Consider the following 24,643-nt stretch of genomic DNA (forward strand, 5'->3'; position numbering starts at 1 on the left):
AGGGCAAATGCCGTCAATTCATGTGATCAGAAGAATCTATAGCAGTGGAGATTTGAGGCTGATGTATTGTGAATTTGAAGACCGCATACGCCACTAATGTGAGAAGTCCGACGAGCATCAAATAACCGCCGAGCCGGATATTGGGCACAGTGTCAATGAACTGCGCCCAAGTGCTCGGCCCTTTGAGGGCCAGAAGAGTAACAACCAGAACGATGAAACCAATGATCGCTGTTACGATCGCGATGATTCGGTTGCCGCTTATATAAGTTGCGAAGCTAAGGACGACGAGCCCTGCGAAGAGTATCCATGCGAGTGGTCCGAAGTAGCCGGATTGGATGGACGATGGACTGCTGGCGGTGGCGGTGCTGAGGTCTTGAAAGCTCAGCGACGCCGCCGGGGTGCCAGCTGCGGGGTTCGCTGGCATTTGAATCCACGAAGGGCCGAGGAGACTCGAAATCAGCAAGAACGATCCTATAACGACAGTAGAAAGCCCTTTAAATTCAACGGCTTTTCGGTTGATTGCATTTTGGGTAGTCGTCATGGCTCTCTTGTTCCTAGGTGTGCCGGAAAGATGGTCGTTTGTCGGTAGGGCCAAAGTCGACCTACCCAATCGTTACTTGACTGCGATGGGGTTGACTGGGGCCCCGACGGCACCGGTAACCCGGAGCGGTGCGGCGGTCAAAAAAAACTCGTAGACGTGGTCAGCTGCGCAGTCGGCTGCGAGAGTGTCTAACCTCAATCTTTCGCGCGGGTGACGCGCTGGCCTGAGCAGTTCGGATTGGACGTGGAAAACCGTGGATCCGGTGTGCTTCCACGATCGACTACCCGACACGGTCGGGTGACGCCGGGGTCCACGGCCCCAAGCTGAGCGTCCCTTTCGTCTCGATGAAGAAGATTCGTGCAGGTCACACAGGTGCAGGTAGTGCTGCAAGCCGGTTCAGACCGGCCACGAGAACATCGACACCAGGAGCCGTCGCGGCCAGCCGTAACCGAACCCGGCGGGCATGCCGGGCGATCTTCCCGGCGATCGACAGCACCCGCAACCGCAACCGTTTCGGCTCCCACCTGCGTGCAGTCGTGTCGGTCAACGCGAGCATCTGCATCCACGCGAGCAGCTCGCACGCCAGTTGCACGAGCGCCAACCAGATCCGATTCTGATCGAACCCGTGCAACGGAAAATTCTGTAGTCCGGTCGCTTTCGCTGTCCGGATCCGGTCCTCGCACCGAGCCCGACGCCGGTGCCGCAACTCCAGATCGGGCAGTTGCCCGCGGCGGGTGTTGGTCACGAACGCCGTCAGACGCAGTCCGTCACGATCGGTGAACCGCAACTGCGCACCCGGATGCGGACGCTCCTTCCTCACGATCACGCGCATGCCGTTCGGCCACGTCGACAGGTCGAGCAACCCGGTGATCTCGGTGACCCAAGCGCCGTCACGGACCTGCCCGTCCGAGTCGTAGGCCGGCGTCCATGCCTGATCAGGAACGAGATCGATCGCGGCGGCGTGGGCGTCGGTCAACCCGAATCCGACCGAATACGAGAGCCTGCGCTTGGTCAGATACTCGATCAAGGAGTGGGTGCCGCCGGCGCCGTCGATCCGGACCAGCACCTTCTTCCCGACCCGATATCCCGGATCGAACGGCAACTGCGCGAGGGCGTCCTGCACGACGGTGATGTGGTCGGCGGCGGTGTTCGAACCGGCGTTACCCGGGCGCAGGAGCATCGCGACGGGTTCACCGGTGCCGTGCTCACCGTGGTCGACGAACGCGCATAACGGATGAAACCCGTAGCCGCGTTTGAAGTTCGGGGCGGCGTGTTCTTTGTTCGAGTGCGCGGTGACGAGGGTGGCGTCGATGTCGACAACCAGCGGTGTCCGCTCGTCGATGGTGTGATCCGGTGCCGAGGAGCCGGCGGCGGTCCAGGCGTGGGCGCGGGCGGCGGTGCGGGCCCGTCCGATGGCGGCCAGTGCGATGTCGGCGTCACCCGCGAGGGTGGTGATCAGGCGGGAGACGGTCGGGTCGGAGGCCACCGTGCCGAAAAGTTCGGGCTGGGCGCGTAGTTGGTTGATGTCGGCGAGGCAGTCCCCGCCGAGCGCGAGGGAGACTGCGAGGTCGAGGAGGATCTTGCCGGGATCGTGGCGTGCCAACGGTTTCCGGAACCGGGCGAGTTCGGTCGTCAATGCCGTGGTGAGGCCGGTTTTCTCGGCGGTGCGCAACAGCAGGACGGCGCCGGCATGTGACACGATGCCGGTTCCGTTGGCCGATGCGGACACGTGTGGGTAGGGGGACGTAGACTTGCTCACCGGAATGGTGCTCCTCGAACTGGTTGAAACTCGACCCTCAGCAAGTCGAATTATCCCAGCTCAGGGCACCATTCTTTGTGTTCGACACGGCCGCTCGCTCAATCAGCACGAAAGCGCGAGGCTAAGTCCCACATTTCGCCCAGATACAAACCTATGTTCGGGATGACTACCTGATGAAGTGGTTGAAATGAAGCGTGGAATTCGTTGGGGCGCACTTCAAAACCCCACGTGTCTGTAGCAACTGCTGCGATCTCGGACTGATGTAGCCAATCGGCAGTGGAGAAAGAAAGGCCCGGCGCGTCTCCGCCAGCATAGTCTTGCCACCCCTCGCGCCGGGTGCGAGCAAGTTGACCAGTGCGGATCAAGATGATGTCGCCTCTACGAACTGAAGACGTATTCCCCTGTACTGAGATGGTTTTCAGTATGTGATCAGTTGTTATCGCGAACCCGTCTTCCAGTTCACCATTGATGCCGAAGGTTCTTCCGACATCGACCAGAACCCCCCGGCTAACAATTCGGTCTGCAGCGGTCTGGATCCCCGTCACCTGGTCACCCTGGGAAGTGACAACTTGCCCCGCTGGCCGGCCGTTCCACGCCTTCCCGTGATCGAAGATATGACCCAATCCGTCCCATTGGGTTGAACACTGCAGTGGCATGAAGATCACGTCATCGGCGCCACCGAGTCCATGAGGAAAGCCTTGGGTTCCTGCTTGGGCATCGGTGCCTGTGTCGAGCATCGTGTGTACAGGGTTCGTGCGCTTCCGCCAGCCCTTCTGAGGTCCGTTCATGTCAAACGGCAAGGACAGCGAGAAGGTTGTTCCGCGCGTTATCAGCTTCGCCGCTGCTGGGCACTGTCACGTTAACGAGGATGCATTCGCTGGCAGAATCTGTGGGATGACCAGCGCAATGCCGTCGTTCAAGCGACACCGCTATCCGGTGGAGATCATCGACGAGTGTGTGTGGTTGTACTTCCGGTTCCGATTGAGCTTCCGGGAGGTCGAGGAGCTGATGCTCCAACGCGGTGTCGTGGTGTCCTACGAGACGATCCGTCGCTGGTGTCACAAATTCGGGCAGGCCTACGCGAACGAGTTACTGCGCCGCCGGCCTCGGCCCGGCGACAAATGGTATCTCGATGAAGTGTTCATCCGCATCAACGGCACGCAGCACTATCTGTGGCGGGCGGTCGATCAAGACGGCAACGTCCTCGACATACTGGTCCAGTCCCGCCGGAACGCGAAGGCGGCCACACGGTTCTTCCGCAAGCTACTCAAGGGCCTGCGGTACGTACCGCGGGTGATCGTGACCGACAAGCTGACCAGCTACCAGGTGGCGCACCGCGAGACGATGCCGTCGGTCGAGCACCGTCGATCGAAATACCTGAACAACCGCGCCGAGAACTCGCATCAACCGACCCGGCAACGCGAGCGTGCGATGAAACGCTTCACATCGGTCCGGCACGCGCAGCGATTCCTGGCTGCGTTCAGCGGAATCTCACCGCATTTCCGGCCTCGCCGACACCTGTTATCGGCGACCCAATGGCGCGAAGAGATGGCCGACCGATTCCGGGTTTGGAGCGAGGTGACCGCAATAATGACCGTCTGAACAACGAAGCAGACCAGCACATTACACTAACTTGAGCCTCAAGCCGACTGAACCGTACACGATTTCAGTTAACGTGACAGTGCCCTTCGCGGCGCGTGTGCCGTACACGGTGACGCGGGACGGCGTGGCCGGGCGCGCGGGGACGTGTTTCGCCACGGGACGGCCGGTCGAGACCGGTGCGGCAGGCGCGGCGTCGGCGGCGAGTTCGCGTTCCCACTGCGCGAAGTCGTCGACCAGGGTCCGGCCTGTGCTCGGCTTCGGCGTGTCGCCCGTGGCAGCGCGGCGCGTCTGACGGTGCTCGTGGCCGCTGACCGGGTCGAGGTAGCGCAGCGGCGTGCGAGTGACGATGTTCTCGGCCAGGCGGGAGGACCAGACCCGGGTCTTGTAGGCGGTCAGGAAGTGTCCTGCCAGCCACAGCGCCACACCGGCGATGAGCAGCGGGGCGCGGGTGGCGATCGAGTCACCGAAGACGATGCAGAGCAACGAGGCGATCGCCAGCAGGGCGCCACCGATGCGGGCGATGGGGGCACCGACCGTCCAGATGAGCAGAGCTGCCAGTGCGAGTGTCGCGATAACGATGATGATCGACATTCGGTTTCCCTTCCCGTGGCTGTTCTTCCGACTCTTACTTTACAATACATAATTGTATTGTTGCAACCCCGGATGTTGCTCGAGATGCACACGCACGTTTCCACAAAGCAATACTGATATGTAAAGTTGAGGGGACCGGAACCCAGGCACACCACCACGGCCGTGCCCCAAGACACGAAAGGCCAGAAGCGATGGCGAACCCGAACCGCCTCACTGCCCAGCAGTGCGTCGACCTGCTCAAAGAAGAAACCGGCGACGAAATCAAGCCGGTGACCTTCCACGCGTACGTCAACCGCGGCCACGCCCCCAAACCGGTCGAGAAGATCGGCAGCACCCCCCTGTGGAAGCGCAGCGAGATCGTCGAATGGGCCCACAACCGGCCAGGACGCGGCGCACGCACCGACCTACGTAAGCCACGCCGGCGCACCAAGCCCACCGATACCGAGCGTGATTGATGGGCACGTAGCTACGGCCCATCACCAACACTCGCAGCGTTACGACGAGACGGGACCATCCCCAATTCGGAACCCGAAAGACCACAGTCGCAGGCACGAGACGAGGACGCGACTGTAGTTCACGCCGCGTCGGTCGCTGCCGGCGACGGCGGCGACGACGACGACAGCAGCGGCAGCTCCGGATCCAGGAAGGAAGGTCACTGGCCACTTTCGCGCATCCTCCTGCCAACGAGCAGCCCCTACCCTCCATTCATGGCACAAAAGTACCTGCTATGGGTTACAAATTTGCCCAAGAGTGATACTTTTGTGCCATGAGGACCGATACTTGGGTTCTGAAACTGCTGGAGGCTTCAGCCGGTCAAGGTGGCCTGATCACGACCGCACAGGCTGAATCGGTAGGCGTAAGTCGCCAACAAATGACCCGCATGGCAACCGCCCGAATCATCGAGAGGCTGCGACAGGGTCTGTATCTCGTTGATCAGGCATCTTCTGACCTTCATCGTGAACTTCGAAGTGTCTGGCTCCTGCTCGATCCCGCTCGGTTCGCGTGGGACCGTCTCGATGACGAAGTTCCCACGGGTGTCGTCTCGCATCGAAGCGCCGCGCACCTTCATAACCTGGGGGACCTTGATGCCGATGTATCCGAACTGACCACAGTCCGACGGGTTCGACTTCGCTTCCCCAACGTTCGACTGAGAACCGCACCTCTCACGCGGGAAGACTGGACAGTAGTAAATGATCTTCCCGTCACTACCCCGCTCCGCACTGTCGCAGATCTTGCTTCGGAGGGAACCGACTCAGGGCATCTCGCAGGCGTGCTGCGCGATGCTGTCGTGGGCGAGAAAGTCACCCTCGCCGAGGCAGAGGAGTCGCTGGGCCCCTTTGCAGCGTCATACGGCCACCAGCCGGGTGACGGCCTCGGTTTCGCCACCAACCTGATTGAGATTGCAGGGGTGCCCCGCAGTTCTACAGAACTAACGCAAATCGCAGCCAATGCTCAACGTAAGGACATTTCCGTAGAGCTGGAGAAGCTGAACAAGAACGTGTCCAAGCTGTCCACCCTTGCGATGGAACCACTGGAGCACACATCAGGATTCCAGCGAACGAGCCGCACGATCGATCCGGAGATCCTGAACGACATCGGGAAGAACATCCGCCGTCTCCGCAACGTTCTAGTACACAGCACGCCGCAACTCGATCCTGCGACCACCCAGCATCTTCAAGAGCTTGTGAAACGACTTGAAGAATTCGATATTCAGCGCATGCGTCAAGAAGCCACCCACCTGACTCGGGGCGCCCAGGAGGACCTGTAACCTCCGCTCGATACCGCTCATCCCTGCATGACAGAGACCCGTGCAAGCCTGAGTGTTCCGCGATCCGAAGGACAGTCAGTGGCCACACCGCGCAACCCCGTACAGGTCAGAGTGAGCCTAGAGCAACGACTCAAGAATGTGGCGGAGCAAACGGGCGAGCCCCTCGATGCTGTACGCCGTCGATTCGTACTGATGCGCTTCCTCGACAGACTGTTCTCTGCCGACAGAGAAGGTTGGATACTCAAAGGCGGCACCGGCATGATGGTCCGCCTCCCGAACGCTCGTCACAGCAAAGACATCGACCTGGTTGCACGACACGACAGCGATGCCGTGCAGACCCTCATCACTATTGTCACCAACAACCGCAGCGACCCGTTCCGCTACGACATCAACCCGAAACGCGAGATCGCTGGCATCGAGGGCACCACACTCACCGTGACCGCACGTCTCGGGACGAGTGAATTCACCAAGTTCACCATCGATCTCGTGAACGAGCATTCCCTGGTCGGAAGGGTGGAGGATCATCCGCTGCGCGTCATTGTCGAGGATAAGAACGGCGATTTTCCCAGCAACGTCTCTTCGATCCGGCTCTACCCACTTGCCGACCAGGTCGCCGACAAACTCTGTGCCATGTACGAGCAGTACGGCACGAGCCAGATCCCTTCCAGCCGCACGCGAGATCTCGTAGATCTCCTGCTCATCTCTGGCCACCTGGAACTACAACTCGTTGACGTGGTTCAAGCGGCGATTTCCGAAACCGGACGACGCGATATGACCCTTCCACCGAAAATGGCAGCACCCGCCGAGACCTGGCGCGATCTGTGGACGAGAGAACAAGCAACCGCCCGCCTCCCACGTGAACTTCACGAACTCGATGGTGCATTGCTCGCCGCAGGGCAGTGCTACGACCAAGTCCTCGGATCCATTGGGTCAGCCTCGACTTGTCCGGGGATGATCTGGATCCCGGGCAAGAATGAATGGGTCGACGTCCACTGATCGTGGAGTGCAGCAAAGAATCAATCAGAAGTACGTGCGTCTTTTGCGCAGGTCAGCGGCAGTCGACGTGTACCGAGACCTGCACCCGGCCGCTGTGTTCGGCGTGCCACCCGTCCGGGCCTTCGACGGCCACGGCGATGTCGAGCTGATCAGGCTCGGACCAGTCCACCGGTTCGGGCGCAGCGATCACCGCGTTGGTGGTGTCGATCTCGGCGGCCTCGAGCTGCTGGTCGGTGTTGCCGACCGTCAGCACCGGGGAGCCGTACGTGGCGTGGATCATCCAGCCGTGCGGAGCGGTGATCTCGACGGCCAGGTCGTCACCCCGGCCGGTGCACCGCGCGGCAACAGCCTCGGGCTGCGGGGTGGTGATCTCGCTGTCGGAGTGCGCATCTCCCCAACCGATGACGATGCTGCCCAGATCGGTGCTGGTACCGGTGACGACCTGACCGCTGAACGAGGTGGACACTGCCGCAGCATCACGCGGCTGGTCGCCACATGCGGTCAACACGGCGAGCCCGCACGCGAGAGCCGGTACGGCGAGCGCCGCGCGGCGCAGCGGTGAGGTGGCAGACATGTCCCGGTGGTCCTTTCGGTGGAGCGCGGAGTGTTCGGAGGCGCGGGGAGGTGCGGTTACTTGAATACGTCGACGTACCAGCGGCCGTCGATCTTCGCGGTGGTCACGGTCTGGGTGCCGCGCTCGACCGGGACGTCGGGGCGCATGACCGACAGGTCGACGAGAAACACCCCGTCGGACAGCTCGACGGTGCGCAGGCAGTAGTTCGTGCCCTGCGGGAGTTTGTCGATGAACGGCTGCAACTCCGGCGCCGGCTTGACCGTCGAGGTCGGCGTGGCCAACGCCCGTGCGGCGGCCGCGTCGCGGCGGTTGTAGTACGCGTAGTTGAATGCGGCGATCACGCCTGCACCGCTGCGCTGATCGCCGCGATCGGCGCGGCATTCATCGGCTGTCTCCGGATCTGCGGCGGCCGCGGGCGCGGTCTCGGCCGGCAGAGTGAGCACCGGCAGCCCATTGTCGCCGGTCAGGCCGGATGTCGTGTCTGTGGTGTCCGCGGGTGCGGCCGGCTCGGCGGCGCTGCTGTGATCTGCGGTGATCTGGCCGACGGCGACGACCCCGGCCACCACGACGGCCACGGCCGCCGCGGCGACGGCGGCGGTGCGACCGGCTCGCCGCCGGCCCCCACCACCGCCGCGTGCCGCAGGTGCGGTGGGTGCGCCACCGAGAAGGTCGACCACCGCGGGATGGCGAGGGGTCCGCCGCTTGATGTTCGGCTTCCTCATGACGCTGCCCACTTTCTTGTGACTCAGATACCGAACTGGGCGATTCCGTCGCCGATGGCGTTGGTGATGAGGTTTCCGGCCAATCCCGGGGTGGCGTCGTTGAAGAACGACTCGAGCCCCTGGTCGACCTGCTCGATGATCTGCTCACCGCCCGGCTGGACCGCCACGAAATCGCGAACCTGCGTGTCGATCGCCGGGGCCGTGTCGGTGGTGAACGTCTGCACAGAGTCGACGACGACCTCCCCGACCGGGTCCTGCGACCACTGCTCGAACGTGGAATCGACCTGCTCCCCGAGCGCGTCGGCCTCGACGTCGGGCACCTCCGCCTCGATCGGCGTGGCGTCTTCTCCGGCACCGTAGGCCGTACCGGCAGCAAGACCGGCGGCACCACCGAGACCGCCACCGACGACGGCTCCGACCGCGCACCCGGCAGCCAGCCCGCCTGCCGCACCGGCGGCGGTCGCCGCGACGCCGCTGGTGACCGGAGCCGCACCGGGGATCGGCAGCGGCACCATCGTCCCGGCCATCGCACCACCGATCCCGGCGACCGTGCCGACCGCGAGACTGGTCGGGACGCCCACAGCGGCACACCCTGCGGCCGCACCTGCACCGGCGCCGAGGGCGGTGCCGGCGACCTGCGCCGAGGCGATGCGCTCGGCTTCGGTGGTCTCGAGGCCGACCGACCGCCACGCGTCGGTGACCTGGGCCTCGACCACCGCGGTGGAGTTGTTGGTGCGTTCGGCGTCGATGTCGGACACCCAGTTCGGCTGCTCGAATACGACACGGCCCATGCGCATCTTGTCCTTGGGCGCCTGGATCGGCACGGTCGGGTCGAGCACCGGTGCCGGGGCGTGCAGCCGGCTCCAGTCCACAGCCGGTGTCGCCTCACCCGAGTCGTCGTAGCCGCTGTATCCGCCGCCTCCGGAGTAGTCGGTCGAGTAATCGGTGGAGTAGTCCACGACGGTGACACCGCCCCCGGTCTGCGGGTCGTACTCACGCGTGCCCTGGTTGTACTGCGCAGGCGGCGCCACCCAGAAGCTGCTGTCGGCCTTCGGCTCCGCGGCGCTCAGCGCCGGGGTCTCGGTGGTGGTGCCGCCGGTCTGCGCTTCGCTGGTCACACCCTCCTGGGTGGTACCTCCGGTCACTCCGCCCTGGATCGGCTCGGCCGCCGCCGGGCCTGCCACCAGCGTGGACATCCCGAACGCGGCGGTGGCCACCGCCAGCGCCGTCGCGGTGGTCTTCGCCGACCGGCGGCGGTGCCGACCCTGTGCACGGCGCGCGGCGCGGTTTCCGGAATAGGTTTCGATGCTCATCTGTACCCCTCGGTGAAAGTCAGTGAAGAAATGAAGACGGGCCCACCGCGCAGCGGGGGCAACGACTCAGCCAGCAGCACCACTGCCGATCCGGGTGACGGTCGCCGCGAGCACGGTCAACGCGTCGCGGGTCTCGCGGCGCAGCTGGGAGAGCACGATCCGCTCCCCCGAGGCGAAGACCGGCTCGAACGGCATCCGGCACACCGACACCCCGAGCGCGGTGAACGCCTCGACGGCCTCGGTCTCGACCATCGGCGCATCCCCAGGGCCGTCGGTGACGACCACAACGGTGCGCGCGAGCACATCCGGCCGGACCGCGGAGATCGCAGTGAGGGTGCGCTGCGCGGCCACCGCGGCGTCGCGGCGCAGCGGCACCGGAACAACGACCGTGTGCGCGGCGGTGATCGCCCACTGCCAGCTGCCGGAGTGGCTGGCATTGCCGGTGTCGGCGAGCAGCAGATCGTAGTGGCGTTCGAGGATCGCGCCCAGTATGGCAGCGTCCTGAAAGCTCAGCGGCGCCGCGGCATCGGCCTTTCCGGCCACGACGTACGAACCACTGGGCTGGCGGGTCAGGTAGCGGCTGAGGGCGGACGGACGCACCTGATGGGGCGCCTGGCCGAGATCGGCGAGCAGCGCCGCCGCGTCCTGCCGCGCGGCCGGGGGCACCGCGACGCGGTCGGCGAAGCTGCCGCCGATCTCCCCGAGGTCCAGGCATGCGGTCGTGGCGGGCCCGCGGTGCTCGGCGATCGTCTCGGCCAGGGCGATCGACATCGGGGTTTTGCCGACGCCGCCTTTGAGGTTGACGAAGGTGACCACCGCACCGTCGGGCAGCGGGCCGGCGATCGTGGCCTGCGCGTCGCGCAGACGCATCTCGAGGGAATCCGCTTTCGGGGCGAGGGTGAGGCCGAGCATCGCGTTGAGCCGGCCCCGCATCCCGGTCCGGGCAGGTGTACTCGCCGCGGGGTTCATGCCCGGTGCGGACAGCGCGGACAGCGCTGGCAGCGCCGGCTGCGGGCTGTTGATCGGGCTTGTGGCCGCGTCTGTGGGCCGAGCCCACGCCGCGGTGGGCGTGGGCTCCGACACCGGCTGCGCGGCTGCCTGCACAGGCTGTGCGGGCGCCTCGTAGGTGATCGGCTCGGCAGCCACTGTCACCGGCCCGGCCGGCGGCGCGGAGACAGGCTCTGCGGCCGCCGGCTGCGGCTCGGTCGCCACGATCGGGATGGGCACGCTCGGAGCGCTTTCGGTGAGCTTGCCGTCGGTGCCGACCGTGAGGAACCGAGTGTCTTTGCCCGTCCGGTAGACGACGTCGACGGCGGACTGCTGCTCGACTGCGATGGTGCGCACGAATTCGTGCACGACAGCAGCCAGGGCCTTGTCCTCGGTGGCGAGAAGTTCCATCGGTGGCACGTCGGCGCCGGCGAGCTTCGCGCGCGCGGTCGTCGCGGAGGTCGCCTCGATTTCCACGGTCGGCGCCATCGTTAGTTGATCCCGCCGAAGGCGCCGGCGCCGGCCAGTGCGGTGTCCATGTCCTCGACGACGGCCTCGGTCGCTTCCAGCTCGGCCAGGGCCTTCTCGCGGGCCTTGCCTTCCGGCAGTGCTTCGATGACCGCGCGGCGTTTGGCCGAGGCGTCGCGGATCTCGGCGAGTCGGTCGCGGGTCAGTTCCTGCTTCTCGTCGAGCTTGGCCAGCCACACCGGTGAGGTCTCTTTGAAGTAGTCGCGCAGGGCCTTGATGACGGGGTCGTTGGCGCCCTTGGCGACGAACGGTCCGCGTAGCGCGGCGACGTCCTCGGTGGTGGGGGTGATCGACTGGGAGATGCGGCGGGTCATGGAGCGTCCTTTCGGTGGTGATTACTTGGATGGGTCAGGGGTGGAACAGCATCGCGTCGATGGCAGCGGTGGCGGCCGACGCCGGGCGGTACATGTCGTTCTTCGAGGTGCTCATGCGGGCGCTCCCACGAGGTCGGGTTCGGGTAGGACAACGACGCCGGTGGCGTCGAAGGTGATGCGGGTCTTGACCCGTCCGGTGCCGACGGTCAGGACGGTCGAGGTCACCTCTCCCTTGGGGCTGCGGCGGACATCGACCTCGTCGACGGTGACCGGCACCAGCTCGCCGTCCTCGTCGTCGATCAGCACGGTCTGTCCCGCGGTCACACTCGACGCCGGAATGGCATCGGCGACGTCGTCGTCGAGCTCCGGTTCCGGCTCGGGTTCGGGGACGCGCTTGGCCATCGACACCGCGGCCTCGTCGCCGCGGCCCGCCCCGATGACGATCGGTTCCGGCACGCTGCCGTGGCTGCGAGCCCGCTTCGCCAGCGCGCGTTCGGATTCGATGAACTCGGCCAGTTCCGGCGAGTAGCAGGTGAACTGCGGCGCCTCGGTCGGCATCAAGCCGTCGATGATCGCTTTCTCACCACCCGACAGCTGATTCCACTTGTTCGGATGCTTATCGACGTTCGGGGTCCACCACATCTGCGCATCAACCGGGGAGCCGTCGTCACCGAGCGCGATCCCGCGGCCTTTGACCGAGGTGTCGACCTCACGCCCGACGGTGGAATCGCCCCACATCATCAGCGCGCCGTCCTGCGAGAGGTTGCCGAGCGAAATACGGGTGCCGAAGTTGTCACGCGCGTTACCGGAGGCGCCGCCGAACAGGGACGCATCCGGACGCTGCACACCGAGCAACAGGCGGATACCGGCCGAACGGGCGAGCACCGCGAGATCCGCCCATGCCCCGAGCGGATCGAGTTCTTTGAGCAACGCTTTCGTTTCGTCGTCGCCGGTCTTGGCCAGGCGCTGCCACTTGCCCGACAGGATGAAGAATTCGTCGAGCACCGCGATCATCAGCGGCAGCTGCGAGCCTTCGATCTTCATCTGATGGATGTAGGCGTTGCGGGCCATCATCTCGGTGTGCAGGGCGCGCACGAACATCGCTGCGCGCAGCGCGTCGTAGATGATCGCCCCGCACCCCGGGTAGCCCTCGAGGCCGTCGAGTTCGATCATCTTCGGATCGACCCCCACGAACGGGATACCGCGGCGTGCGGCTTCGGTGAGCAGCGTGCGGATCACCGAGGTCTTACCGCCACCGGTGGGGCCGACGATCAGGCAGTGCGGCTTGTTCGAGCTGGTGGATACATCCCAGAACATGATCCGGTCGGCGCTGCCGGTCGCGTAGGGAAGGTGGCGCAGGTTCTCGTCGACCAGGTCGAGCGGGTGGTCCACCCGGGTGGGCATGGCGGTGACCAGACGCATCACGAGGTAGCCCTTGTCGGGGTACCAGTCGCTGGTCCAGTTGCGGCCGGATTCGTGCTCACCGGCGAGCGAGGCGAGGGCTTCCTCGACTTTCATCTGGAAACCGGGTGAGCCGGTGTTCATCGACTTCTCGAACTCGATCCGGTATCCGGTCTCGATACCGTTCTCGTCGAGGCACTGTCACGTTAACTGAAATCGTGTACGGTTCAGTCGGCTTGAGGCTCAAGTTAGTGTAATGTGCTGGTCTGCTTCGTTGTTCAGACGGTCATTATTGCGGTCACCTCGCTCCAAACCCGGAATCGGTCGGCCATCTCTTCGCGCCATTGGGTCGCCGATAACAGGTGTCGGCGAGGCCGGAAATGCGGTGAGATTCCGCTGAACGCAGCCAGGAATCGCTGCGCGTGCCGGACCGATGTGAAGCGTTTCATCGCACGCTCGCGTTGCCGGGTCGGTTGATGCGAGTTCTCGGCGCGGTTGTTCAGGTATTTCGATCGACGGTGCTCGACCGACGGCATCGTCTCGCGGTGCGCCACCTGGTAGCTGGTCAGCTTGTCGGTCACGATCACCCGCGGTACGTACCGCAGGCCCTTGAGTAGCTTGCGGAAGAACCGTGTGGCCGCCTTCGCGTTCCGGCGGGACTGGACCAGTATGTCGAGGACGTTGCCGTCTTGATCGACCGCCCGCCACAGATAGTGCTGCGTGCCGTTGATGCGGATGAACACTTCATCGAGATACCATTTGTCGCCGGGCCGAGGCCGGCGGCGCAGTAACTCGTTCGCGTAGGCCTGCCCGAATTTGTGACACCAGCGACGGATCGTCTCGTAGGACACCACGACACCGCGTTGGAGCATCAGCTCCTCGACCTCCCGGAAGCTCAATCGGAACCGGAAGTACAACCACACACACTCGTCGATGATCTCCACCGGATAGCGGTGTCGCTTGAACGACGGCATTGCGCTGGTCATCCCACAGATTCTGCCAGCGAATGCATCCTCGTTAACGTGACAGTGCCCCCACGACACGCCGACGGCCTCCGCGGCGTCGGCAGTCGTCGCTCCTGAGGCGATCCGCCGCCAGAAATCGCGCTGCACCGCACGCAAGGGTTCCGGTCTCCCCGGTGACCGCATCGACGGGCGCAACGCCCGATCCGCCACCCACTGCCGTCGGGCACCCACCGGCGCCTGGCGTGTCTGCTTGTTGCTGCGTCCCATCGCACACCTCCGTCATCGAGGCGTTGCGACGACCGATCGAATCCACCCGCTGCGAGGCCTTCCAATGGGCGACGATCTTGACCTCGAGATCACGACGCCGTTGCTGACGTGGCGTCAACTCGGTGCGATGTTGCCGCGCAGCCCAGGCATAGAAGCCCGACCGCGACACCCCGATCAGTTCAGCGAGTCGTGTGACGTCATGGTCGGCGCAATCTGCGGCGATGAGCTCAAACTTGCTCACCTATGTTGCTGTGCCGCAAAGTACGCCGATACTTTTTTCAGGAACGCGATGTCTCGGTCCTTTTCGGCGACCTCCGCGCGTAGCCGCGTCAACTCCGCGCGTTCACTGGGTGACAGCCCGGAATCCGGTGGTGCGTTGCGCATATCGGCAGCGACACCGTCGCGAAGCCGTTCGGCACGCACCCATTTGCCCAACACGTTCTCGTGCACGTTCAACTCACGCGCGACCTCGGTGACCGGTCGGCCACCATCGATCACCCGACGGGCAGCCTCCACCTTGAACTCGGGTGTAAACGACCGGCGCGTCCTGGACATGTCGACATCCTTCCAGCAGGACCCTGCGTCCCGCTATCTCGGGGTGTCCACTGAAACTGGGGAGGCTCATAAGGCCTGCCCGGTGACGGTCACCAGATCTGGATCTGGCGCACTTTCCGTGAAGACGAAAGTATGCCGCTGATCAGCGGAAATATGCGATAGACCAAGATCATCCCGGTGTGACTTCGCGCCCCTAACCGCTCTCCTTCCTCACCTGAACGGCGTCGTCATCGACGCCGTTCGCCGGACCGGGTCCACGATCCGGATCACGGCGCATCCACGAGGCAACGAGGGGTGGTGCCCGAAGTGCGGCACTGCGTCGCGCCGGGTGCACTCACGCTATCGGCGCCGCCCCGCAGACACGGCGATAGGCGCACATCGGTCATCCTCGATCTTGTCGTCCGCAGATTCTTCTGCGACGACGACAGCTGTAATGCAACGACATTCGCCGAGCAGGTACCGGGACTGACACAGCGCTGGGCTCGACGGACGACAGTGCTCGACACGATGATCGAGGCGATCGGACTAGCTGTGGCCGGCCGCGCCGGTGCCCGCCTCGCCGCCCGACTCGGGATACACGTCAGCAGGGACACGCTGTTACGTGTCGTGCGGGCGATCCCAGATGGGCCGATCGAGACCACACCGATCCTGGGGATCGACGACTTCGCGCTGCGCCGTGGCCACGTCTACGGAACCGTCGTCGTGGATCTGACCTCGGGCCGACCGATTGATCTGCTGCCCGATCGAACCAGCGACACCGTCTCGACCTGGCTGCAGGCTCATCCCGGGGCCGAGATCGTGTGCCGGGACAGGGCCGGTGCCTACGCCGACGCCGTCCGCAACGGGGCACCCGATGCGGTGCAGGTCGCCGACCGATGGCACCTGTGGCGCAACCTGATCGGCGCCGTGGAGAAGACCGTGATCCGGCACAGGAAAGAACTTTCTGCGCCGACCGACCACCTCGGCGACGACGCGGTCATCGCCGAGGCGCCCGACGGCAGATTGGTGGTCCGGACCTGCGAACGCCACGCGGCCGTACATGAGCTGCACACCCAGGGAATGTCGATTTCGGGCATTGCTAGGAAGCTGAATCTCAATCGCAGGACCGTGCGTCGTTTCGTCCACGCACCCGACATCGACGAGTTGTTGGCCACCAGCCGAATGTCCGGAGGGCACTGTCACGTTAACTGAAATCGTGTACGGTTCAGTCGGCTTGAGGCTCAAGTTAGTGTAATGTGCTGGTCTGCTTCGTTGTTCAGACGGTCATTATTGCGGTCACCTCGCTCCAAACCCGGAATCGGTCGGCCATCTCTTCGCGCCATTGGGTCGCCGATAACAGGTGTCGGCGAGGCCGGAAATGCGGTGAGATTCCGCTGAACGCAGCCAGGAATCGCTGCGCGTGCCGGACCGATGTGAAGCGTTTCATCGCACGCTCGCGTTGCCGGGTCGGTTGATGCGAGTTCTCGGCGCGGTTGTTCAGGTATTTCGATCGACGGTGCTCGACCGACGGCATCGTCTCGCGGTGCGCCACCTGGTAGCTGGTCAGCTTGTCGGTCACGATCACCCGCGGTACGTACCGCAGGCCCTTGAGTAGCTTGCGGAAGAACCGTGTGGCCGCCTTCGCGTTCCGGCGGGACTGGACCAGTATGTCGAGGACGTTGCCGTCTTGATCGACCGCCCGCCACAGATAGTGCTGCGTGCCGTTGATGCGGATGAACACTTCATCGAGATACCATTTGTCGCCGGGCCGAGGCCGGCGGCGCAGTAACTCGTTCGCGTAGGCCTGCCCGAATTTGTGACACCAGCGACGGATCGTCTCGTAGGACACCACGACACCGCGTTGGAGCATCAGCTCCTCGACCTCCCGGAAGCTCAATCGGAACCGGAAGTACAACCACACACACTTGTCGATGATCTCCACCGGATAGCGGTGTCGCTTGAACGACGGCATTGCGCTGGTCATCCCACAGATTCTGCCAGCGAATGCATCCTCGTTAACGTGACAGTGCCCCGGTGGCAGGTCACAGCGCGTGAGACATCCGGGCCGTGGATTCGCCGCTTTGGCTGTGGCCGTACTGGTGACTGTCTTAACAAACATGCCGGTGTTTCTCCTTGGGGCGCTGGCCACGGAGATCACCGCAACAATCCGCGTCCCGGCCTACGGGATCGGCCTGGCGGTAGGGGTCTACTGGGCCGCGGCCGCCCTCACCTCCGCGTGCACCGGTGTGATTGGTCGTGTGCTCAGCGAGAAAGGCATGGGCATCGCTGCCTTGCTGCTGGCGGTCGTTAGCCTGACCGGCAGCGCGTCCTGGATCTCTGCGTGGCCGTGGCTAATTGTATGGGCATCCCTGGGGGGACTCGGGAACGGTCTCGGGCACCCTTCCTCCAACCACTTGCTCGTCACGCACATCCCAGCCGCCTCGCGCGGGCTGGCCTTCGGGGTGAAACAGGCCGCGGTCCCTGTGACGGGGTTGGTCGCCGGCGTTTCGATCCCGTTGGTTGCGTTGACTCTGGGATGGTCCAGGGCCTTCCTGCTGATGGCTGTACTGGACATGCTCGTACTGGTCCCCGTGGCCCGGACCCGGACCATGCCGGTCGTTATGGGTACGACCCGGCCGGCGGGGCAATGGGATACCCAGATGCGTTCGGCGTTGGTGCTGATGGCCGCGATGACGATGTTCGCGGGCGGTGCCGTTACGTCCGCCGTGGCCTTTGCCGTGATCGGCGCGCTGGAGCGGGGGATTGCAGTCGGCCCGGCTGGTGTGATTCTGGCCGTCGGCAGCGCCTTAGGAGCCGCGACCCGTATCGTCATTGGCGGAGTCGTCGATCGAGGCGGCGTGTCAGCACTTTCTCTGATCCAGACAGCACTCATCGTCTGCGCCGTCGGGCTTTCACTCATGGCGATCCCCACCACCTGGAGCTACGTGGTAGGTGTCCTGCTAGCGGTGGGCCTGGGGTGGGGGTGGCCAGGTCTGGTGCACTTCCTCATCTCGCACATGGCGCCTGGGGCCACCGCAGCGGCCACAGGCATTGTCCAGACCGGCACGTACATCGGCAATACCATCGGCCCCATGCTCACCGGGGTGGCCCTTAGCCTCGGTAACTCGACACTGACCTGGGCGATGCTCGTCACTATGGCAACCGTCGCCGTGGTCATTTCCTTCTTCTTCGGGCTCCGACTGCGGAGAATCGACTCTCTAGAATCGCCGCTGAGCTGAGGTGGTCCTGTCCACAGCCCCACCGTCACCGGCCGTCGAGATCCTTAAACGAGCAAGTTCTGGATTTCTTTGGCGGCTGTCTGGAGCATAGCTCCGAGTTCTGTGCGGAGTTGTTCAGTCATGCGGTGAGCGGGCACGGATACATTGATCCCGTAGTATCCTCCGCTCGGGCTGGTGATGGGAACAGCGACTGACATGACGCCGTCTTCGCTTTCTTCCTGGCTCGTTGAGTACCCGGTTTGCCGAATCGTTTCGAGGGCACGCTCCAGATCGGAACGGGAAATGATAGATCCCTTGGTGAGACCCGGAAGCTCCTCATACGGGTACAGGGCATGCAGTTGTTCCGTGGTGAGTAAGCTCAGCATTGCTTTGCCCGTTGCAGTGCAGTTGGCAGGAAGCATCGCACCTTGACGTGAGGCAACGCGGACGGCACGTTGGCTTTCGATGGCCTCCAGAAAGTGTGTGTTCGAGCCTTTGAGCTCGGCAAAGTGCACCGTCTCTCCGGTTGCCTCGAATAACCTTTCCATTGCTGGACGAATTAGCGTTCCGATGTCGACGTGGCGCCGTATGGCGAAGGCGATGGAGCTGAGTGCTTGTCCGGGTTCGTACGCTTTGGTCTGAGGGTTCTGCCGTACGAAACCTCGGTAGAGGAGCATCCCCATGAGGCGATGGGCCGTAGATGACGCCACTCCGAGGTACTTGCTGGCATCGGTGAGCCGGATACTCGGCCGAGTCTCGAAGAGCAGCAACAATCGGAGTGCGTTGTCGACGGATTCGATGGGGTATTGCGGAGGAGGGCCGTATCTGGAGTCGTCCTCCGCCCGTGAGGCGGACATGAGCTTCATGTTACTGACCGGGGGTTCAGTCTCTGTCCGGCTAGGGCGCAGGCCGTCAACGAGGCTCACCAAGTCGTGCGAGTTCATGTCTCCAGGCAGTCTCTGTGTTGAATGCTCCTCCGAGGTCGGGCAGTTCGGCCATATCGGCGTCGGGCAGGTCGACGAGGTGCCCACCAGCCGAAGCCACTTGCAGTGCCAACCCGGACAGGCCGTCCACGCTGATGGCCTGGAGAACTGCTTGCTCGACGGTTTCGGCCGCGCTGGTGAGGCCGTGGCCCCGCAGCACAACAACGGGCCTTGTTCCCATGGCATCGGCCATTTCGGTGGCGAGCCGACGGTCGCGGATGAGTACTCCGCGGGGATAGACGGGCACCCCGTTGGCGGCGAGGCGGGCTCCGGGAATGTCGTACGCCCCTACGATGGGGCGTACTGCAAGCCCTGCCAGGTCGGCGGCAACCACTCGCGGGGGATGAGCGTGTACGACAGCTCGGACGTCTGGGCGGCGCCGGTAAAGCTCGGTGTGCAGCGGCAGTTCGTTGGGGACCGTGTATCCGCCCCCGAGCTCGCCGTCGGCGGCGGGATTGCCGTCGAGGTCCACCATGCGGATGTCTTCGGCTTGCGTATACGCCAGTCCGCGTTCGTACGGGCCGCGACAGCGCACCAGCAATGTGCTGTCGGTAATTTTCAGGCTGATGTGACCCAAGATTCCATCTGCAAGGCCCCGATGGGCCAAGACCCGGCAGGCGAGGGCGATATGTTCCCGGGTGACGCTCTCGGTCTGGGGCAGCAAGTTTCCGGGTGTCATGACGCCCTCCTCGGCGGTGGCTCCAACTGGGGTTCGAGCTTGGCGCGCAGATCCTGCACCGTGATGCCCCTGGCCATGCCCAGTCGGCAGGCAATGAGGGCTTTGGGCCAGTTCACGATGGCTGCGCCCCGGACGGTGGTGCCGTCGGTGGTGTAGAGGGCGGCGAACTTGCCGTGGACCTGCGGGTGTCCGATGAGGACGTGGTCGACATTGCCTCCGACGCGTCCCACGACCTGGATTTTCCAGTCGTGCTGGTCGCTCCACACGTATTCAATGGGCGTGTAGGCGCGCGGCTGTTCCGGATGGATGATGTTGTAGGCCACGCATGTGGCTTGTTCCACCGCGTTAGTCCAATGTTCAGTCCTGACGTCCTCGCCGTGCTTCTGGTGGCGCCAGCGGGCTACGTCGCCGACGGCGTACACGTTCGCGGCGTCGAGGGCTTGGCAGTACTCGTTGAGCACGACCCCGTTGTCCACGAGCAGGCCGGATGCGCTGAGCCAGGAGTCGTTGGGGATGACGCCGATACCGATCAGCACGGTGGCCGCCTGAACGCTCTCACCGTTGGTCAGGTGGAGGAAGAAGTTGCCCTCCTCGCCTTCGATAGCTTCCACTCCGGTGCCGAACAAGGTGTTGACCCCGTTGTCCTGGTGAAGGTCTGCGAACCACTGGCCGATCTCAGGGTTAAAGAGGCGGCTCATGGGCACCGGCACCGGGTCGATGACGGTGACCTCCAATCCCAGGCCGCGGGCGGTGGCTGCCGCTTCGGCGCCGATGAACCCTGCCCCGATAACGGCCAGCGCCCCACCCCGGAGAAGGTCCCCACGTAGTTCGCGGGCGTCCTCAAGGGTGCGCAGCACGTGGATCCCTGGAGACTGGCCCCAGGGGGAGGGGCGGGGTGATGCTCCGGTGGCAATGACGAGGTTGTCGTAGCGAAGGGGGTCGTGCCCTTCGAGCTTCAGCAGGTTCTCGGCGACGTCCAGATCGACAGCGCGGTGTCCCAGCAGGAGTTGGATGTCCTCGGCATCGGCCTGCTCCTGGGTCAGCAGCCGGATGGAGTCCTCGTCGGCGGATCCCGCAAGAACGGATTTCGACAGGGGCGGTTTGTCGTAGGGGAGTTCGGTCTCTTCTCCCACGAGGATGATCTCCCCCTTATAGCCTTCCCGGCGGAGGGACTGCGCGGTGCGCACCCCGGCGATGGAGGACCCGACGATGACGGTGATCGGACTCATTCGTCCTCCACCACCAGCGCGGAGACCGGGCAGCTGCGGGCAGCTTCGATGACGCGGGCGCGGTCGGCTTCGGGGACCTCGGTCTGGAGCAGTACGACGATCCCGTCGTCGTCCAGATCGAAGTAGTCAGAGGCTCCGACAATGCAGTTTGCATACCCCTGACAGGCGCCCAGGTCAGCTTTGATTACAGGCATGGTCACATACTTTCGTGAGGCGGTGATGCTGTGGCAGTTAGGAGTGTCTATTCTTCTTCGGTCACTAGCGGCCCGAAAGGGTGGCCGATCATGGCCGAGAACGTGTCTGGGGCCTGCCAGGTCAGGGACTCCAGTTCCAGCGGACAGAGCGTTACCCACTGGCCCGAACGAGGAGATTGAATCATCAGCCGCGAACCGTTGCGGGTCTCAATGCGGGTGACCTGGACCTCCGAGAACTCGTTGGCGATCACGATCGGCGTTCCGGTGACGTGCTCTTCGAGCCGACGTCGTTCCTCGGTGGCCCGAATCGCCGCGAGGCGGTCTTCCTCCTCGCCTTCCCATTCCAGCTTCATAGGAAGATAGCCAGATTCTGCATGCGGATGACCGACTCGTCGACCATGATGGTGCGCCGGGCGAGCTCCCACCCGGACCTTGATGAGGTACGGCGGAGGAGGTCCTCGCGTCCTGCGGAGACAGTGGAGGATTCGCCCACGTCACCACGGCTGCGGAAGAGAAGAACCGCCGAGTCCACGATGATTTCGTCGGGGTTGGGGGTGCGGAAGGTGCGCACGTTAGTGATGTAGTGGCGTAGCCGTGATGGGGGGTCTTCAGTCCAGGCGTGGTCGGTGGCGAAGCGGGCCACCCGGCGGCTGAGCGAGTACTTGTTCTCGTCCCAGTGCGCCATTCCAGGCGAGGTGGTGTATCCCGCGCCCAGGGCAGTGGTGACGCGGACGGGCATGATGTAATGAACGTCATCGGCGATCCGGGAGAGCCATTCGCTGTAGTCTTGGGCGTCCAACAGGTATGCCTCATCGATCAGCCAACGATGCGCCTCCAGGTGAAGTTCATCGTTGAAGGGCAGGGTCTGCCCCGTCCGCTGGGTACGCGGGGCGTGGGCTCCCAGCGCCGACTGCTCGGACAGCGTCGAATTCTCGTTCTCGTGTGCCGTTCCAACACTCATGATCAGACCTCCTCGTGCAGGGTCGCTGCGGGCACGGTCTCTGCGTTGCTGCTGGCCGGGCGGGGGGCCCCCGGTCCGGCGGCCGGTGGCGCCTTCACCAGGTCCGAGCCCACGTGCACCTGCGCTGCGGCTACTGCCGGACGCTCGAGGTGATCGGCCCATCGGCGCAAAAACTCCCGCTGGTTGTACTCGCTGTATCCGATACGGGTGGAGCCGGGTCCCGAGTATTCCTCGGGGGACAGGGCCTCGACGACGTTCTCGCCGTTCTCGAGCATGCCCATCCGGCTGTTGAGCAGCAGACGCCGTGCCATGGAGCCGGCGGCAGTATTGGTGAGGGACACCCAGTTCTCGACGTCGTCCTGTTCGAACATGCCGCCACTGCCGAAGCACATGAGATATGCCTTGTAGGAGAGCGCTTTGTACTCCTCCGGCGCGTTTTTGTCGACGGCGAACCACGAGAGGACTTCCGTCTCGTTCTCGCTGATTGGCTGCCACACGCGGATGGAGATGAAGGGGAGCACCTCGTCGGAGCCCTCTTCGACCCGCGGCCAGTTGTGCACGAAGCTCATGTTCGGGAACAGTGAGGCCGCCGAGATCATGAACCCGTCCTTGCCGACTACGTCGAGCTGCTCCTGGGTCCACTGCTCCTTCATCCGGGCGATCATCTCGTCCGGGTAGCCTACGTAGCGCAGGCGCTCCTCCAAGCTACCTTCGGGCAGCTTGTAAGTGGTGCCGCCGCCGTTGCCAGCCCAGTACGTGGTGCCGTCCTTGCGTTTCTCCGCCTTGGGCTCGCGGAAGAGGCCAATCTCCACCACCGAGGTGTGGGTCTGGGGCGTGTGGTACATGTCCCCGGCGAAGTTCTCGGCCCCGATCTTCCAGTTCGCCTTGACCCGCCAACGCTGAGGGCCACGCAGCTCGATGCCGTCTGCGCTCTGCTTCGTGTAGTAGTCGAGGTAGAATTTGAAGTCCCCTAGGAACTCCTCCAGGGGCTCGGCGTCCGGGTCCATGCTGATGAAAATCAGACCGTTGTACGTGGCCAGCGAGGGAGCTGGCAACAAGGTCTGGCCCTTCTTCTTGAAGCCTTCCTCCCCGCCGTATGCCTCCTTGTGAAACGGCAGGCCAACGAGGCGCCCGTCATTGCGGTAAGACCAGCCGTGGTACGGGCAACGGAAGTGGGAGGCATTGCCCATCTCTGCCCGGCAGACCTGCATGCCCCGGTGGAGGCACATGTTGAACAGGGCCCGGACCTCGCCCTTTTCGTCCCGAGAGATAATGAACGAGTCTTCGAGGACTCTGCGGACCACGTAGTCGCCAGCCTCGGGGACCTCCGACTCGTGGGCGACGAATAGCCAGCTGCGGCTGAAGAGCCGCTCTTTCTCGAGTTCGAAGAGCTCTTTATCGTTGTAGATATGTGCAGGGATCATGCCCTGCCGTACGTCCTCGAGGACGTCGTGGTGGTCTGCCATGGGAGAGCTCCTTCTCGATCATCGATCAGTCAGTCTGTAGAGCAGAGGACCACTCTGTCGTGGAGAGGATTCCGCATTTTGTGATCTACGTCAACCCCTCCCACTCTTCGTGCCAGGTACGGGTGGGTCCGGCAGGGGTTAGTGGCCGTTTTCGGGGGAGTCGGAGTCGCGGGCGGCGTTCTCTCCGCGGTCCAGCCTCGCTAGGGCGGCCATTTCCTCGGCAGTCAGGGAGAAATCGAACACCGAGATGTTCTCGACCAGCCATGCGGGTTTGGCGGCCTGCGGGATCGGGATGATTCCTTGCTGGACGTGCCAGCGGAGCAGAACCTGCGCCGGAGTCTTTGCTGTCCGTCGTGCGATCTGCACCACGATAGGGTGGTCACGCAGTCCCGATTCGCGACCAATAGGGCTCCAGGCTTCGGTGATGATGCCTAGGTCCTGGTGCATTGCCCGCGGGGGTAGCCGTGCGAGATCGGGGCTGAGCTGGATCTGGTTCACGTCGGGAACCACGCCGGTCGCGGCAATGACCTTCTCCAGATGGTCCGGCTTGAAATTGGAGACACCGATCGCTTTGACACGGCCTTCGTCTAGGAGCTTGACGAGGCCTCTCCATGCCTCGGTGTACTGGTCCAGGGCCGGCACGGGCCAGTGGCACATGAACATGTCCAGGTATTCCAGGCCCAAGGCTTGGAGACTACGGTCGTAGGCCCGCTGCACACCGTCGACGCTGTGGGACTCCTTGTTGAACTTGCTGGAGACGAACAGCTCTTCACGCGCAACGCCTGCCGTGCGGACACCGCGTCCCACCGCGTCTTCATTGCGGTACTGGAACGCGGTGTCGACGAGCCGGTAGCCGCTTCGAATGGCGTAGCGGACGGCCGTTTCGCACTCTTCCCCCACAAGTGGCCAGGTGCCCAGACCTAGATGCGGAATGCTATGCCCGTGCCTCAGGTGGAGCCTCGGGACCGTTGCGGGGTCATTGCTTGGACGGGTTTCCGTCGTCATGGATATCCTCTCGTCAAAACGTTTCCTGTTCGCCGGAGGCAAGCAG

General features: G+C 63.9%; 26 protein-coding genes and 3 pseudogenes. 6 read left to right on the forward strand and 23 right to left on the reverse strand.

Going from position 1 to position 24,643, the window contains the following annotated elements; translation table 11 throughout:
- Positions 1 to 13: 13 nt before the first annotated feature.
- From ACZ46K_RS00435 to ACZ46K_RS00450, 4 genes and pseudogenes are all read right to left on the reverse strand, one after another.
- The gene (locus ACZ46K_RS00435) at positions 14 to 541 is read right to left on the reverse strand and encodes a hypothetical protein (RefSeq protein WP_464743244.1); all 528 of its coding nucleotides are present in this window, start codon (positions 539 to 541) and stop codon (positions 14 to 16) included.
- 72 nt (positions 542 to 613) lie between these two features.
- Positions 614 to 733 (reverse strand): annotated as a pseudogene (locus ACZ46K_RS00440) (cyclase family protein); the annotation flags it as partial.
- A 172-nt stretch (positions 734 to 905) separates the two neighbouring features.
- Positions 906 to 2,300 (reverse strand): IS1380 family transposase, encoded by a 1,395-nt coding sequence (locus ACZ46K_RS00445; protein ID WP_054811013.1) that lies wholly within the window; start codon positions 2,298 to 2,300, stop codon positions 906 to 908.
- Between the two features lie 122 nt (positions 2,301 to 2,422).
- Positions 2,423 to 3,139: pseudogene (locus tag ACZ46K_RS00450) on the reverse strand (cyclase family protein); the annotation flags it as partial.
- Positions 3,140 to 3,194: 55 nt separating this feature from the next.
- On the opposite strand from ACZ46K_RS00450, the gene ACZ46K_RS00455 reads away from it, so the two are divergent.
- Positions 3,195 to 3,902 (forward strand): IS6 family transposase, encoded by a 708-nt coding sequence (locus tag ACZ46K_RS00455; protein WP_464743246.1) that lies wholly within the window; start codon positions 3,195 to 3,197, stop codon positions 3,900 to 3,902.
- 21 nt (positions 3,903 to 3,923) lie between these two features.
- Here the strand turns inward: ACZ46K_RS00455 and ACZ46K_RS00460 are convergent, their stop codons facing one another.
- Complete coding sequence (locus ACZ46K_RS00460) at positions 3,924 to 4,493, reverse strand: hypothetical protein (RefSeq protein ID WP_464743248.1); 570 nt, start codon at positions 4,491 to 4,493, stop codon at positions 3,924 to 3,926.
- A gap of 191 nt (positions 4,494 to 4,684) precedes the next feature.
- On the opposite strand from ACZ46K_RS00460, the gene ACZ46K_RS00465 reads away from it, so the two are divergent.
- The 3 genes from ACZ46K_RS00465 to ACZ46K_RS00475 all read left to right on the forward strand — a co-directional run bounded on the left by ACZ46K_RS00465 (position 4,685) and on the right by ACZ46K_RS00475 (position 7,257).
- Entirely contained in the window at positions 4,685 to 4,948 is a 264-nt protein-coding gene (locus ACZ46K_RS00465) for a helix-turn-helix transcriptional regulator (RefSeq protein WP_054807667.1), read from the forward strand.
- Between the two features lie 311 nt (positions 4,949 to 5,259).
- The gene (locus ACZ46K_RS00470; protein ID WP_464743250.1) at positions 5,260 to 6,261 is read left to right on the forward strand and encodes a type IV toxin-antitoxin system AbiEi family antitoxin domain-containing protein; all 1,002 of its coding nucleotides are present in this window, start codon (positions 5,260 to 5,262) and stop codon (positions 6,259 to 6,261) included.
- A 78-nt stretch (positions 6,262 to 6,339) separates the two neighbouring features.
- Positions 6,340 to 7,257: a nucleotidyl transferase AbiEii/AbiGii toxin family protein gene (locus tag ACZ46K_RS00475; protein WP_464743252.1), complete on the forward strand. Its 918-nt coding sequence runs from the start codon at positions 6,340 to 6,342 to the stop codon at positions 7,255 to 7,257.
- A 52-nt stretch (positions 7,258 to 7,309) separates the two neighbouring features.
- On the opposite strand, the gene ACZ46K_RS00480 is transcribed toward ACZ46K_RS00475, so the two are convergent.
- The 9 genes and pseudogenes from ACZ46K_RS00480 to ACZ46K_RS00520 all read right to left on the reverse strand — a co-directional run bounded on the left by ACZ46K_RS00480 (position 7,310) and on the right by ACZ46K_RS00520 (position 14,883).
- Positions 7,310 to 7,831, reverse strand: coding sequence for a hypothetical protein (locus tag ACZ46K_RS00480; protein WP_054807668.1), 522 nt, complete (start codon positions 7,829 to 7,831; stop codon positions 7,310 to 7,312).
- Between the two features lie 56 nt (positions 7,832 to 7,887).
- A complete protein-coding gene (locus ACZ46K_RS00485; RefSeq protein WP_464743254.1) occupies positions 7,888 to 8,553 on the reverse strand; it encodes a DUF8176 domain-containing protein in 666 nt (221 codons plus the stop codon).
- A 23-nt stretch (positions 8,554 to 8,576) separates the two neighbouring features.
- Positions 8,577 to 9,866 (reverse strand): insoluble domain protein, encoded by a 1,290-nt coding sequence (locus ACZ46K_RS00490; protein WP_464743256.1) that lies wholly within the window; start codon positions 9,864 to 9,866, stop codon positions 8,577 to 8,579.
- A gap of 66 nt (positions 9,867 to 9,932) precedes the next feature.
- The gene (locus ACZ46K_RS00495; protein ID WP_464743258.1) at positions 9,933 to 11,342 is read right to left on the reverse strand and encodes a ParA family protein; all 1,410 of its coding nucleotides are present in this window, start codon (positions 11,340 to 11,342) and stop codon (positions 9,933 to 9,935) included.
- A gap of 2 nt (positions 11,343 to 11,344) precedes the next feature.
- Positions 11,345 to 11,695: a hypothetical protein gene (locus ACZ46K_RS00500; RefSeq protein WP_132471987.1), complete on the reverse strand. Its 351-nt coding sequence runs from the start codon at positions 11,693 to 11,695 to the stop codon at positions 11,345 to 11,347.
- Positions 11,696 to 11,806: 111 nt separating this feature from the next.
- Positions 11,807 to 13,291: pseudogene (locus ACZ46K_RS00505) on the reverse strand (type IV secretory system conjugative DNA transfer family protein); the annotation flags it as partial.
- A gap of 83 nt (positions 13,292 to 13,374) precedes the next feature.
- The gene (locus ACZ46K_RS00510; RefSeq protein ID WP_464743246.1) at positions 13,375 to 14,082 is read right to left on the reverse strand and encodes an IS6 family transposase; all 708 of its coding nucleotides are present in this window, start codon (positions 14,080 to 14,082) and stop codon (positions 13,375 to 13,377) included.
- A 31-nt stretch (positions 14,083 to 14,113) separates the two neighbouring features.
- Positions 14,114 to 14,569 (reverse strand): hypothetical protein, encoded by a 456-nt coding sequence (locus ACZ46K_RS00515; protein ID WP_464743260.1) that lies wholly within the window; start codon positions 14,567 to 14,569, stop codon positions 14,114 to 14,116.
- Positions 14,566 to 14,883 carry a transposase gene (locus ACZ46K_RS00520; protein ID WP_054807943.1) on the reverse strand — a complete coding sequence of 106 codons (318 nt, stop codon included), beginning with the start codon at positions 14,881 to 14,883 and terminating at the stop codon, positions 14,566 to 14,568. Before ACZ46K_RS00520 ends, ACZ46K_RS00515 begins: the two co-directional genes overlap by 4 nt.
- 297 nt (positions 14,884 to 15,180) lie before the next feature.
- On the opposite strand from ACZ46K_RS00520, the gene ACZ46K_RS00525 reads away from it, so the two are divergent.
- The gene (locus tag ACZ46K_RS00525; RefSeq protein ID WP_464743262.1) at positions 15,181 to 16,074 is read left to right on the forward strand and encodes an ISL3 family transposase; all 894 of its coding nucleotides are present in this window, start codon (positions 15,181 to 15,183) and stop codon (positions 16,072 to 16,074) included.
- A 64-nt stretch (positions 16,075 to 16,138) separates the two neighbouring features.
- Here ACZ46K_RS00525 and ACZ46K_RS00530 read toward each other — a convergent pair whose 3' ends face one another.
- Complete coding sequence (locus ACZ46K_RS00530; protein ID WP_464743264.1) at positions 16,139 to 16,846, reverse strand: IS6 family transposase; 708 nt, start codon at positions 16,844 to 16,846, stop codon at positions 16,139 to 16,141.
- A 103-nt stretch (positions 16,847 to 16,949) separates the two neighbouring features.
- On the opposite strand from ACZ46K_RS00530, the gene ACZ46K_RS00535 reads away from it, so the two are divergent.
- Positions 16,950 to 18,101, forward strand: coding sequence for an MFS transporter (locus ACZ46K_RS00535; protein ID WP_054806671.1), 1,152 nt, complete (start codon positions 16,950 to 16,952; stop codon positions 18,099 to 18,101).
- Positions 18,102 to 18,145: 44 nt separating this feature from the next.
- Here ACZ46K_RS00535 and ACZ46K_RS00540 read toward each other — a convergent pair whose 3' ends face one another.
- The 8 genes from ACZ46K_RS00540 to ACZ46K_RS00575 all read right to left on the reverse strand — a co-directional run bounded on the left by ACZ46K_RS00540 (position 18,146) and on the right by ACZ46K_RS00575 (position 24,597).
- Positions 18,146 to 18,946 carry an IclR family transcriptional regulator domain-containing protein gene (locus ACZ46K_RS00540; protein ID WP_054810263.1) on the reverse strand — a complete coding sequence of 267 codons (801 nt, stop codon included), beginning with the start codon at positions 18,944 to 18,946 and terminating at the stop codon, positions 18,146 to 18,148.
- A 46-nt stretch (positions 18,947 to 18,992) separates the two neighbouring features.
- Positions 18,993 to 19,742, reverse strand: a complete 750-nt coding sequence (gene phtC / locus ACZ46K_RS00545; RefSeq protein WP_464743266.1) for a 3,4-dihydroxyphthalate decarboxylase — start codon at positions 19,740 to 19,742, stop codon at positions 18,993 to 18,995.
- Positions 19,739 to 20,971 (reverse strand): NAD(P)/FAD-dependent oxidoreductase, encoded by a 1,233-nt coding sequence (locus ACZ46K_RS00550; protein WP_054810262.1) that lies wholly within the window; start codon positions 20,969 to 20,971, stop codon positions 19,739 to 19,741. Before ACZ46K_RS00550 ends, phtC begins: the two co-directional genes overlap by 4 nt.
- Positions 20,968 to 21,165: a ferredoxin gene (locus ACZ46K_RS00555; RefSeq protein WP_033098538.1), complete on the reverse strand. Its 198-nt coding sequence runs from the start codon at positions 21,163 to 21,165 to the stop codon at positions 20,968 to 20,970. Before ACZ46K_RS00555 ends, ACZ46K_RS00550 begins: the two co-directional genes overlap by 4 nt.
- A 47-nt stretch (positions 21,166 to 21,212) precedes the next feature.
- Complete coding sequence (locus tag ACZ46K_RS00560; protein WP_019287427.1) at positions 21,213 to 21,518, reverse strand: hypothetical protein; 306 nt, start codon at positions 21,516 to 21,518, stop codon at positions 21,213 to 21,215.
- Positions 21,515 to 22,126 (reverse strand): 3-phenylpropionate/cinnamic acid dioxygenase subunit beta, encoded by a 612-nt coding sequence (locus ACZ46K_RS00565; RefSeq protein WP_019287426.1) that lies wholly within the window; start codon positions 22,124 to 22,126, stop codon positions 21,515 to 21,517. Before ACZ46K_RS00565 ends, ACZ46K_RS00560 begins: the two co-directional genes overlap by 4 nt.
- 2 nt (positions 22,127 to 22,128) lie before the next feature.
- Positions 22,129 to 23,592, reverse strand: a complete 1,464-nt coding sequence (locus ACZ46K_RS00570) for a Rieske 2Fe-2S domain-containing protein (protein WP_336874242.1) — start codon at positions 23,590 to 23,592, stop codon at positions 22,129 to 22,131.
- A 138-nt stretch (positions 23,593 to 23,730) separates the two neighbouring features.
- Positions 23,731 to 24,597, reverse strand: a complete 867-nt coding sequence (locus ACZ46K_RS00575; protein ID WP_054810261.1) for an aldo/keto reductase — start codon at positions 24,595 to 24,597, stop codon at positions 23,731 to 23,733.
- Positions 24,598 to 24,643: the final 46 nt, after the last annotated feature.

The organism is Rhodococcus sp. JCM 9793 (genome assembly GCF_055380405.1).

What these genes read in the sequence shown, in the direction of transcription:
- ACZ46K_RS00435 (WP_464743244.1), bottom strand. Translation starts at nt 541, where the DNA reads ATGACGACTACCCAAAATGCAATCAACCGAAAAGCCGTTGAATTTAAA.
- ACZ46K_RS00455 (WP_464743246.1), top strand. Translation starts at nt 3,195, where the DNA reads ATGACCAGCGCAATGCCGTCGTTCAAGCGACACCGCTATCCGGTGGAG.
- ACZ46K_RS00460 (WP_464743248.1), bottom strand. Translation starts at nt 4,493, where the DNA reads ATGTCGATCATCATCGTTATCGCGACACTCGCACTGGCAGCTCTGCTC.
- ACZ46K_RS00465 (WP_054807667.1), top strand. Translation starts at nt 4,685, where the DNA reads ATGGCGAACCCGAACCGCCTCACTGCCCAGCAGTGCGTCGACCTGCTC.
- ACZ46K_RS00470 (WP_464743250.1), top strand. Translation starts at nt 5,260, where the DNA reads ATGAGGACCGATACTTGGGTTCTGAAACTGCTGGAGGCTTCAGCCGGT.
- ACZ46K_RS00480 (WP_054807668.1), bottom strand. Translation starts at nt 7,831, where the DNA reads ATGTCTGCCACCTCACCGCTGCGCCGCGCGGCGCTCGCCGTACCGGCT.
- ACZ46K_RS00485 (WP_464743254.1), bottom strand. Translation starts at nt 8,553, where the DNA reads ATGAGGAAGCCGAACATCAAGCGGCGGACCCCTCGCCATCCCGCGGTG.
- ACZ46K_RS00490 (WP_464743256.1), bottom strand. Translation starts at nt 9,866, where the DNA reads ATGAGCATCGAAACCTATTCCGGAAACCGCGCCGCGCGCCGTGCACAG.
- ACZ46K_RS00495 (WP_464743258.1), bottom strand. Translation starts at nt 11,342, where the DNA reads ATGGCGCCGACCGTGGAAATCGAGGCGACCTCCGCGACGACCGCGCGC.
- ACZ46K_RS00500 (WP_132471987.1), bottom strand. Translation starts at nt 11,695, where the DNA reads ATGACCCGCCGCATCTCCCAGTCGATCACCCCCACCACCGAGGACGTC.
- ACZ46K_RS00510 (WP_464743246.1), bottom strand. Translation starts at nt 14,082, where the DNA reads ATGACCAGCGCAATGCCGTCGTTCAAGCGACACCGCTATCCGGTGGAG.
- ACZ46K_RS00520 (WP_054807943.1), bottom strand. Translation starts at nt 14,883, where the DNA reads ATGTCCAGGACGCGCCGGTCGTTTACACCCGAGTTCAAGGTGGAGGCT.
- ACZ46K_RS00530 (WP_464743264.1), bottom strand. Translation starts at nt 16,846, where the DNA reads ATGACCAGCGCAATGCCGTCGTTCAAGCGACACCGCTATCCGGTGGAG.
- ACZ46K_RS00540 (WP_054810263.1), bottom strand. Translation starts at nt 18,946, where the DNA reads ATGAAGCTCATGTCCGCCTCACGGGCGGAGGACGACTCCAGATACGGC.
- phtC (WP_464743266.1), bottom strand. Translation starts at nt 19,742, where the DNA reads ATGACACCCGGAAACTTGCTGCCCCAGACCGAGAGCGTCACCCGGGAA.
- ACZ46K_RS00550 (WP_054810262.1), bottom strand. Translation starts at nt 20,971, where the DNA reads ATGAGTCCGATCACCGTCATCGTCGGGTCCTCCATCGCCGGGGTGCGC.
- ACZ46K_RS00555 (WP_033098538.1), bottom strand. Translation starts at nt 21,165, where the DNA reads ATGCCTGTAATCAAAGCTGACCTGGGCGCCTGTCAGGGGTATGCAAAC.
- ACZ46K_RS00560 (WP_019287427.1), bottom strand. Translation starts at nt 21,518, where the DNA reads ATGAAGCTGGAATGGGAAGGCGAGGAGGAAGACCGCCTCGCGGCGATT.
- ACZ46K_RS00565 (WP_019287426.1), bottom strand. Translation starts at nt 22,126, where the DNA reads ATGAGTGTTGGAACGGCACACGAGAACGAGAATTCGACGCTGTCCGAG.
- ACZ46K_RS00570 (WP_336874242.1), bottom strand. Translation starts at nt 23,592, where the DNA reads ATGGCAGACCACCACGACGTCCTCGAGGACGTACGGCAGGGCATGATC.
- ACZ46K_RS00575 (WP_054810261.1), bottom strand. Translation starts at nt 24,597, where the DNA reads ATGACGACGGAAACCCGTCCAAGCAATGACCCCGCAACGGTCCCGAGG.